The sequence below is a fragment of the Borrelia persica No12 genome, assembly GCF_000500045.1.
GTDB lineage: Bacteria > Spirochaetota > Spirochaetia > Borreliales > Borreliaceae > Borrelia > Borrelia persica.
The window spans coordinates 1-821 of record NZ_AYOT01000080.1 but is presented as its reverse complement, the minus strand read 5'-3'; the positions used below and the strand labels follow the sequence as shown (position 1 = coordinate 821).

1 protein-coding gene is annotated in these 821 nt (G+C 25.3%); it reads left to right on the top strand.

Going from position 1 to position 821, the window contains the following annotated elements:
* Nucleotides 1-310 precede the first annotated feature (310 nt).
* Nucleotides 311-821 (top strand): plasmid maintenance protein (locus U881_RS0101505; RefSeq protein WP_024653020.1); only part of this gene is annotated, 511 nt, incomplete at its 3' end.

Genomic DNA, 821 nt, shown 5'->3' with positions numbered 1-821 from the left:
AATTTGTGGCAAAAATTCTTCAAAACCTTCAAATATTCTTTGAGCTTGTACACCGATATGATGCATACCTTCTCCTTTATTACTAATTTTTTTTGATAAATTTTTATTCATATTTAATCTCCTATAAAATGTATTTACAAAAATAAAATTACAGCAAAAACTTGGCTTTGTCAACTTTTTTTGCTAAATTATTGATATAATTTTTTTGTTAATTTTTATAAAAAGAATTTTTATGATAAATGGGTTTACTTTCTAGTAATAATTAAGTTATTATGGATATTAGTAAAACATTTGATAGGAGCATTCAAAAATGAAAGACACACAACAATCCACCAAAAAAACTAATAAACATCAACACATGTTAATCATATTAATATCAACACTAGATTATTTGAATTCTAACTTCAAGCAATACAATCAAAATAAAATACTCTATTATTTCAACCGAAACTTAAGACAAAATGGTCAGAAAGAAATTAAAATGAAGACACTTCAAAGTTATTTGTACAAACTAGGCAAAACAATAAACGTAACTGAAAATTACCACAAACATTTAGGTGAAAATTGTGGCACTGAAGTCTACTACAAGCTCAAATATCCTAAAAAAATATGCAATCGAAGAATCAATAAATTTTTTCGAGAAAAAAAAGAAGAAAGGTTCCAAAAGCGTGTGAATAAACATTATGAAAATCTTGAAAAAGCTGTTAATCAACATAGCAATGAAAAGCATAGCAATGAAAAACATGGCAATGGAAAGTATGGGAGTGCTAAAACATGGGAGTGTTTTAATAATAATATAATAATAAATAATAAAGAGAAGA